General features: G+C 39.6%; 10 protein-coding genes. All 10 read right to left on the reverse strand.

Features of this window, described 5'->3' with window-relative positions; translation table 11 throughout:
* Positions 1 to 179: 179 nt before the first annotated feature.
* On the reverse strand, positions 180 to 401 hold the full coding sequence (locus tag AC075L_RS09695; protein ID WP_081018886.1) for a DUF5052 family protein: 222 nt from the start codon (positions 399 to 401) through the stop codon (positions 180 to 182).
* Positions 376 to 801: an acyl-CoA thioesterase gene (locus AC075L_RS09700; protein ID WP_008703146.1), complete on the reverse strand. Its 426-nt coding sequence runs from the start codon at positions 799 to 801 to the stop codon at positions 376 to 378. The genes AC075L_RS09695 and AC075L_RS09700 overlap by 26 nt, the downstream gene beginning before the upstream one ends.
* 133 nt (positions 802 to 934) lie before the next feature.
* Positions 935 to 2488: a peptidoglycan DD-metalloendopeptidase family protein gene (locus AC075L_RS09705; RefSeq protein ID WP_055052781.1), complete on the reverse strand. Its 1554-nt coding sequence runs from the start codon at positions 2486 to 2488 to the stop codon at positions 935 to 937.
* A gap of 40 nt (positions 2489 to 2528) precedes the next feature.
* The gene (locus AC075L_RS09710; protein ID WP_055059752.1) at positions 2529 to 3986 is read right to left on the reverse strand and encodes an AI-2E family transporter; all 1458 of its coding nucleotides are present in this window, start codon (positions 3984 to 3986) and stop codon (positions 2529 to 2531) included.
* Positions 3987 to 4230: 244 nt separating this feature from the next.
* Complete coding sequence (locus AC075L_RS09715) at positions 4231 to 4869, reverse strand: cytidylate kinase-like family protein (protein WP_020993906.1); 639 nt, start codon at positions 4867 to 4869, stop codon at positions 4231 to 4233.
* A 66-nt stretch (positions 4870 to 4935) separates the two neighbouring features.
* Positions 4936 to 5850 (reverse strand): RluA family pseudouridine synthase, encoded by a 915-nt coding sequence (locus tag AC075L_RS09720; RefSeq protein WP_008703141.1) that lies wholly within the window; start codon positions 5848 to 5850, stop codon positions 4936 to 4938.
* A gap of 4 nt (positions 5851 to 5854) precedes the next feature.
* Entirely contained in the window at positions 5855 to 6379 is a 525-nt protein-coding gene (lspA, locus tag AC075L_RS09725; RefSeq protein WP_025578432.1) for a signal peptidase II, read from the reverse strand.
* The gene (gene aroB / locus AC075L_RS09730; protein WP_055059753.1) at positions 6376 to 7467 is read right to left on the reverse strand and encodes a 3-dehydroquinate synthase; all 1092 of its coding nucleotides are present in this window, start codon (positions 7465 to 7467) and stop codon (positions 6376 to 6378) included. The genes lspA and aroB overlap by 4 nt, the downstream gene beginning before the upstream one ends.
* 27 nt (positions 7468 to 7494) lie before the next feature.
* Positions 7495 to 8247: a YlmH family RNA-binding protein gene (locus AC075L_RS09735; protein ID WP_055059754.1), complete on the reverse strand. Its 753-nt coding sequence runs from the start codon at positions 8245 to 8247 to the stop codon at positions 7495 to 7497.
* A gap of 6 nt (positions 8248 to 8253) precedes the next feature.
* Positions 8254 to 8746: cell division protein SepF (locus tag AC075L_RS09740; protein ID WP_476387581.1), on the reverse strand; the 493-nt coding region annotated here is incomplete at its 5' end.

Below are 8746 nucleotides of genomic sequence, written 5' to 3' on the forward strand. Positions count from 1 at the left end.
AAAACATACTACTTTCGTATGTTTTTATGTTATCTTATTGTTGCCAACCAGTACATCCATTTATTGTTTCCGGATTTATTTTTGCGTGCTAATTGTTTGTATTTATCAAATAATAACTTTTTTCTGCCTTCATGTCAAAAACATTGATTGAATTACTTAGCGTTCAATTTAAATTTTTTCTACAGCAATTTTTTGTCAATAATCTGGTAGTTTGCCCGATGTATATACAAGGCTTTTCCGTCAACCATAAGTTTCGTCATTTGGGGAAGGTCTTCCGGAACTTCCCAGTACACGTCATCTCCCGAAAAAGCCGCTATAGGCTGTCCCAACCGGGATTTGATCACTACTATACGTGATTTTCCAAAGTCATTAGTTTTACAGACAATCTGTAATAATGCGATTCAATTCCGGAAGCTCTTTTTTGAGAGCGATCAGTTTCCCATCTTTTAGAAAACAATGTCTGGAATAAGCGGTTGTGCAGATTTCATTTCTGCTCGCATTAAAAAATTCATAATTAAATTCCAGAGAAATTCCATTATACTGCTTAATGCCAACGCGAATCCGGATTTCATCATCGAAGAAAACCTGCTTTCTATATGCAACTGAAATTTCCACAACAGGGGAGATCACTCCCAACTCTTCTACTTTCTTATAGCTGAAACCCATCCGGCTCATATATCCAATCCTGGCCTCTTCCATCCATTTTACATAATTAGAGTGATGGATAATGCCCATCTGGTCTGTTTCATGATATTGCGCTTTTCTGTAATAAGTGTATGTTTTTTCTGATTCTTCCTTCATATACCATATATCCTTTTTTATATATTTATAAAATGAAAATAACTATACCACTCGCTTGTCTGCGAAACGATGTACTAGAGCGTGCAGATTGCGGGAATGATTTTTCAGACACGCTCTAGCTGAAACCGGTTAATTATGACGGTCTCTTCACATAATTCAGAGGATTCTGATTTACCCCATTAACCATAACCCCAAAATGAAGATGAGGACCGGTGCTGTTCCCGGTGCTTCCTACATATCCGATAATATCACCTTTTTTGACCTTATCTCCTACACTCAGATTTGGGTTAAATTTAGACTGGTGCATATATTCTGTGATAAGTCCCTTTCCATCATGATTGATCTTGGTATAATATCCGGCACCGCCTGACGCTGCCGGTGAAAGCATGGCAACAATGGTTCCTGATGCTGCCGCATAAATCGGTGTTCCTGTAGGAGCAGGAATGTCAATTCCTTTATGATTGGTAGAACCGACTCCTCCCGGAGATTCCCTGTTTCCAAAATAACTGCTGATATAGGAATAACCTGAGCTTAAAGGCCACCGAAAAGAAACTCCGTTCTGATAGTCAGGAATAAGAGAACCATCTTCTCCAACATAATGATTATCATCAATCCACTGATTTGTAACCAGAGCACCTGTGGAGGAACTTAGGTAATACTTCTCTCCATCTACAGTAACCCACCCACTTTCACGTTCACATGTAGAAGGATTCATATAATATTTCTTTCCGTCTACTGTCAGCCATCCAGAGGCCAGCACCCCATCTGATTTCGCATAATAATGAGCACTTTTTTTCGTGATCCACTTACTGCTGGCAAGTTTTCCGTCAGACTCAAAATAATATCTTTTCCCAGATGACGATTTCAGGATAATATCATCGTAACGGATTCCATTAGTTTTCTTAAAATAATACTTGTGTCCGTTGATCGTCTGCCATCCCGTAACCAGTTTACAATCTGATTTCCTGAAATACCGATAATAGGAATCCGGTTTATAGAAGCCTTTGACAAGTTTACCATTTGAAGCTGCATAATAATAAGAACCGTCTGTTTCTTTATACCATCCGCTTCTGACCAGCTGACCGGTATTTCTGTTAAAGGAATACCAGCTTCCCTTTACTTTCAGACGACCTTTTGCCATAGTGCCATTGGCCTGAAGATAATAGGTGGAATTCCCGCTTTTGCGAAAACAGTTTTTATACATTTTTCCTTTTTCATTAAAGCAGTAATATACATTATTTACTTTATGGAAACCGGATCGTATCACCCCGTCATTCCAGAAATAGTATTTATTCCCTGCAGCTGTAGTTACCCATCCGGTATGCATATATCCTTTTTTTTCATCAAAGAAATACGTTTTTCCATTTACTGTCTGCCAGGTAGTAAGCATTTTACCTTTTTCATTAAAACAGTACTTTTTCCCACTGATGGTCAGAATTCCGGCTTTGGCTGCACCGGTCTTTCCGAAATAGTACTGATTTCCTGCAGCACTTTTGTACCAGCCGGTAGCTTTTTTTCCATTCTTATCGTAATAGTACCAGCTTCCGTTTTTTTTCACAAATCCTGTCTGCTTTTTGGAAGTTGCTGCAGCCTGAACCGGTACAGAGAAACCGGAAAAGATTCCACCCTGCAGAGCCAGTGCCAGAACCAAAAGAAAAGCTGTCAAATATAACTTTTTTTTCTTCATAGTAACTCCTGTGTGTGTTTTTTTTTGTAACTGTGAAGGTTTACTTATTTTTCTCTCGTTTATTCTTTAATTCAACATATCTGTTCTTCAGGAAAATCCCTGCTTTTTTGATATATCCCCATATTATGTTTAAAATCCGCAAGAGATATTTCCATATGGTTATGACCAGTCCGGAAAGCGGATTCCATATTTTCATAAAGAAATTATTTTTTCTCGCTTCCAGTTCTTCCGGTGAAACCTTGTGTTTTTCTTCCTTGCAAAGAGGAAGTACTTCACCTGTCTGTTCATCCAGACAGTCAATATTTATATATGTCTCCTCTTCTGCCGGCATTTTTTTGTCATTAAGAGAATGATTGATCAGTCTCCAGATCAGAGCATAAAGTACGGCAAATACAGGAACTCCTGCAATCATTCCCGGAACCCCAAAGAGACCGCCCCCGATCATGATGGCAACAATAACCATAAAACTGGAAAGTCCGGTAGATTCTCCGAGAATTTTCGGACCAAGGATATTTCCATCAAACTGCTGAAGAAGCAGGATAAAAATTGCAAAATACAGACCTTTTATGGGATCTACTACTAAAATAAGCAAAATACATGGAATGGCTCCGATGTAAGGACCAAAAAACGGAATGACATTTGTCACACCGATAATTACACTGATAAGAATTGGATACGGCAAATCCAAAAGCAACATTCCAAAATAACACAAAACTCCAATAATAGCAGAATCCAGAAGTTTTCCGTATATGAAACCGCCAAAAGTCTTGTCTGTAAAACGCATAACGCGTATAAGCATATTTGCCCATTTATGAGGCAATATGGCATATACCATCATTTTGCTTTTGGCAACAAATTTCTCTTTGTCTGCAAGTACATACAAAGCTACAATGGCACCGATCAGAAAATTCTTCATAAAGATCAGGATATCAAAAATACCTGCAGAAACATTTTTGAGCATATCCTGCATCTGCGGAAGAATATCGGTAGTAAGATACTCCTGTGCTTTTACAGAATACTGGTTGATCATATCGAGCATTTCAGGATTCAGTTTCCATCCATGCTCAACAAATGAATTGAGCCACTTTTCAATAACTTTTACATAGTACGGAAAACTGTAAATAATACTCATGATACTTCGGATCAACTGAGGAAGCACCATCATCAGTAATGCGTAAATGATAATCCAGAACAGGAACATGGAAAAAAGGACACATCCCCATCGAATAGCCCGTTTTCCTTTTTTCTGTAACTTAATATTATGCTTTTCCAGCTGCGGATAGATCAGCTTCTGCTCAAAGAGATTGATCAGCGGACTGAGAATATAAGCAAGGATTACACCATAGATAATAGGCGCCATAATTCCCAGAAAAGTTTTGATTCCCACGATCAGGGTTTTCATGTGAAATATGCCATAATAAAACAGCATACTGGCGGCAATTACCAGAAAAGCGGTTACACCCCAGTGTAAATATCGGTTGTCCCAACGAAATTTCATAATGTCCTCCTTTTTAACATGGTATGATTATAGCATATATTTTAACAAATGTCATGAAAATTTAATATATATTAAAAAAAATTATAGCAGTCTTGTTACTGTTCATACACCACTATCCCGAGGCATACAAGCCAAAATTCCATTGCCGCAGGCAATCTGGAATGAATTGAAAAGACTGTTATAAATTCATCCAAAAACAGATACTTTACCAAGGATGTGGTAAAGTATCTGTAAAAATATAATCCTATTTATTTTTTATTGAATCAAAAATCTCAATTGCCTGAATGATTGCTTTTGCTGCACCATCAATTCCAAGTTTGCTGCTGTCTACGCAGAGATTGTAGCTTGAAGCAGCACCCCATTTCTTATTGGTGTAGTAATTATAGTAACTGGAACGGCTCTTGTCTGTCTTATTGATCATGTCTTTTGCTTCTTTTGCAGTTTTATTATGTTTCTGTGAAAGACGGTTAATCCTCCAGTCTGTATCTGCATGTACAAATACACTGAAACAGTCTTTATACTCTGACAACGCATAATCTGCACATCTTCCGACCATAACGCATGGACCTTCGGAGGCCAGTTTCTTGATTGCATCAAACTGTGCAAGAAATACTTTGTGGTTCATAGGCATATCTGTAAATCCTGAAGAAGAATAACCAAATGAGTAGGTATCCATGACCAGAGAATATAAAAAGCTGTTAGTTGGTCTTTCATCATGATTCTCAAAAAGTTCTTTGCAGATACCGCTTTCATTTGCTGCGTGTTCGAGAAGTTCTTTATCATAACATTTAATACCAAAATATTTGGCAACTTCCTGACCTATCTGTCTTCCTCCACTGCCGTACTCACGACCAATTGTAATAATTGAACTCGTACTATTCATAGTCTGCACTCCCTTCTGTTACATATTCGATAGACATATTATACAGTATTTCCAAAAAAATGCAAACTACTTTCGTAATTTTTCTAATAATTTAACGAAATATTCAGGTAAAGGAGCTGTAAACTCCATATATTCGCCCGTTGATGGATGAACAAAGCCAAGAATCATTGCATGAAGCGTCTGTCCCTGCAGATGATAAGGATTCTTACCGGAACCGTACACTTCATCACCCAGAAGTGGATGACCGATACTTGTCATATGCACACGAATCTGATGCGTTCTGCCTGTTTCCAGACGGCATTCCACATAAGTGGCATTTTTGAAACGTTCCAAAACTTTATAATGTGTGACAGCATCCTTGCCGTTTTTATAGTTGACAGCCATCTTTTTGCGGTCAATCGGATGGCGCCCGATGGGACCTTCGATCGTCCCTTCGTCTTCTTTCAGTACTCCTGCTACGATTGCCCGGTATCTACGCCTGATAGAATGCTCTTTTAACTGTTCTGCCAGGTTGCGGTGTGCATTATCATTCTTGCATACAAGAAGTGCACCTGTGGTATCCTTATCGATTCTGTGGACAATACCAGGACGCAGAACACCATTGATCCCCGACAGATTGTCCTTACAGTGAAACATAATAGCATTTACCAATGTTCCGGAAGTATGTCCGGCACTGGGATGAACCACCATCCCCTTTGGTTTATTTACAATAAGTACATCATCATCTTCATAAAGAATATCCAGAGGGATATCTTCCGGAAGTATATCCGGCTCTTTTATGTCAGGAACTGCTACGGAGATTTCATCTCCTTCCTGAACTTTGTAGTTGGCTTTTACAGCAGAACCATTGACGGTTATTTTCTGCTCTTTAAGCAGCTTTTGAATATAAGAACGTGACAATTCTTCGTTCATTTCAGAAAGATAGCGGTCAATCCGGATACCGGACTGACCGTCAGAAACCTGATAATTAAGAATTTCCATAATACTAATCCTTTTTTATTCTTAAGAAGTCATAATCTTCATCATTTTTGTATCTGAAACACACCAGCATAACAAGTAATATGCCACTGCATACCACATACATATCAGCTATATTAAATACCGGAAAATCAATCAGTGAAAAATAGATAAAATCCACAACATAGCCTCTGCATACTCTGTCAATAAAATTTCCAAGAGCACCGGAAACCATTACCAGTGCAGTTACTGACAGCGGCAGATAATATCTGTTTTTCGGGATTCTGGCATATACATAGATAAATACACCAAAAAACAAAAGGCACAAAATCACAAACACCGGAATTTTACCTTCAAACAATCCAAAGGCCATTCCACGATTTTCGAGATACCGTAATTGAAGAACTCCTGGAATGAGAGAGATATCAGGCTGATCTTTCAGTTGTGCCAGAACAAGAGATTTACTTCCCTGATCCAGGATTGTCAGCAAAAGGATAATAATACAGCCTCTAATCCAGTGCATACATGAAGATACGGAGGAAACAGCTGTCATACCAGAATCTCCCGGATTGCCTGGAGCAGTTCCTCATCTGTGACAGTTTTGTCTATAAAACTTTTACCGATCCCGTCCATAAGGATAAATTTAATATGACCGGCTTCCATTTTTTTGTCTTTTTTTGTTGCTGCCAGGACATCCCCGGCATTCAGTGAATCAACAGAAAGAGGAAGATTATAAGAATGGCACCCTTTTCTGATCTCTTCGTATTCTTCTTCTGTTAATAATCCTCTCTGCATGGAAAGATAAGCGGCAGCGATCAGACCGACTCCAACACACTGTCCATGAAGCAGCTGAAAGTTTTTCATTTTTTCGACTGCATGTCCGACTGTGTGACCAAGATTTAAAAGTGCACGTTCTCCCTGCTCCTTCGGATCACGCTCTACCACACCTGCCTTGATCTCGCAGCATCTGCGGATCATTCTGGAAAGCATACTCAGATCCAATTTACTGATCTCAGACTGATTCTTACATACAAAACGGAAGAACTCTTCATCGCAGATCAGTCCTGTCTTAAGAATTTCACCCATTCCACAGGTGAATTCCCGATTCGGAAGAGACTGCAGGGTACTCATATTCATATATACAAGGCGGGGCTGATGGAAAGCTCCTACCATGTTTTTGTACTGAAGGAAGTCAACACCTGTTTTACCTCCTACGCTGCTGTCAACCTGTGCCAGAAGCGTAGTAGGAACCTGGATAAAATCAATCCCTCTCAGGTAAGTGGAAGCTCCGAAACCAGTCAGATCACCTACAACACCGCCGCCCAGCGCAACCAGCAGACCTTTTCTGTCCATTTCATTCTCAATCAAAGTTTTATATAATTCCTGTACTGTATTCAGGTTTTTGTTCTTTTCACCAGCTTCAAATACAAAAGAGAATATTTCAGAGGAAATTTCCTGAAGAGCTGATTTAACTGCCTCATAATAAAGAGGTGCAACATGACTGTCTGTCACAATACAGATTTTCCGGTTTTCAAGTCCTTCTTCTCTGATCGCACCGGCAAGATCCTGAAAGTCATTTTTAAAATAAATAGGATAATGGAAATCTCCTTCCCGTTTTACAAGTAATTTCTGTTCTGCCATTTTCCTGTTCTCCTTTTATTACAAAATTTATACATAGCGCATAATACGCACACTGCAGCGTCCTTTTTTTGTCTGGTGAGAAATACCGTCAAAAATGAACCGTCCTTTCCCACGTACAGATATAATGTCACCATCTTTCGGCTCATATCCGTTGCTGGTGATCAGTTTTCCGTTGACAAAAACCTGCCCGCCTTCAATATAAGATACCATACTGCTTCTGGATGTCTTAAAAGCAAGCGAGATCAATGAATCCAGACGTACCGAAGCGCAGGTACCGCTGACAGATTCAAGGACAGGGCGTGGAAATTCATCAGAATCCTCCACTTTTGTGATCAGAATATTGGTATGACGGACCCGGCACAGATTTTCAAGAAAGAATTCCGTCATTTTGTTCTGGCAGAAAAACCAGGCAGCTTTTTTCTGAACAACAATATCACCGATCACACTTCTGTCTACTCCAAGATTGAGAAGTGCACCAAGATAATCACGATGAGAAAGCTCTTCAGAGAATTTAAGAGCCTTTGGTTCAATCCTCAGACAGTCGATGGGATATTCCCATGTAAAAGCAAGAGCATCAGGATGAAATGCAACCATCTGACGCTCCGCATTCTCATAGCCTCCGGACGTCTCCATAACAATCTGGGGAAACTGATGTTTCAGGCTACTGACTATATTCTGTTCATTTAAATTAAGAAAATCCGAAAATGTAACGATATCTCTCTGCCAGGAGAGATTTGCCAATTCCCGGATTCTCTTAAGAAAAAATTCGTCTTTTTCCATCCTGGATCAATATCCTGCTCTTACAGACGGAGCAGAGCCTCCCAGAATATTCTGAAGGTCACCGGTAATATCTACATTGTACGGTCCAAGTACAAAGATATAGCTGGATACTTTCTGAAGGCTGCCGCCTAAAGAATAGCATGCACCGGACGTGAAATCGATGATCCTCTGTGCCAGTTCCACATCAATTCCCTCCAGATTCAAAATAACAGTAGAATTATCTACTAAAGTGTCAGCAATCTCACGCGTATCTTCCATAGAAGAAGGTTTGATCACACAGACTTCCATATTTGGGCCCTGATTTGATTTGCGGCTGCTTCTCATTGGAGTAATCTTGGAAGATGCTGCAGGACGTGTCTGGCGTTCGGCGCGTTCCTGTTTGACCGTAACCTTAGACGGAGCTGAAGCGGTCTGTTTTGGAGCAGATGCCTGTTTAGGAACTGTCTTTACTGTTTTCTCTTCTACATCATCGAAGTCATCATTATCGTCGGATTCTTTT

The sequence above is a fragment of the Blautia sp. ZXY-1-B12 genome, from assembly GCF_056339915.1.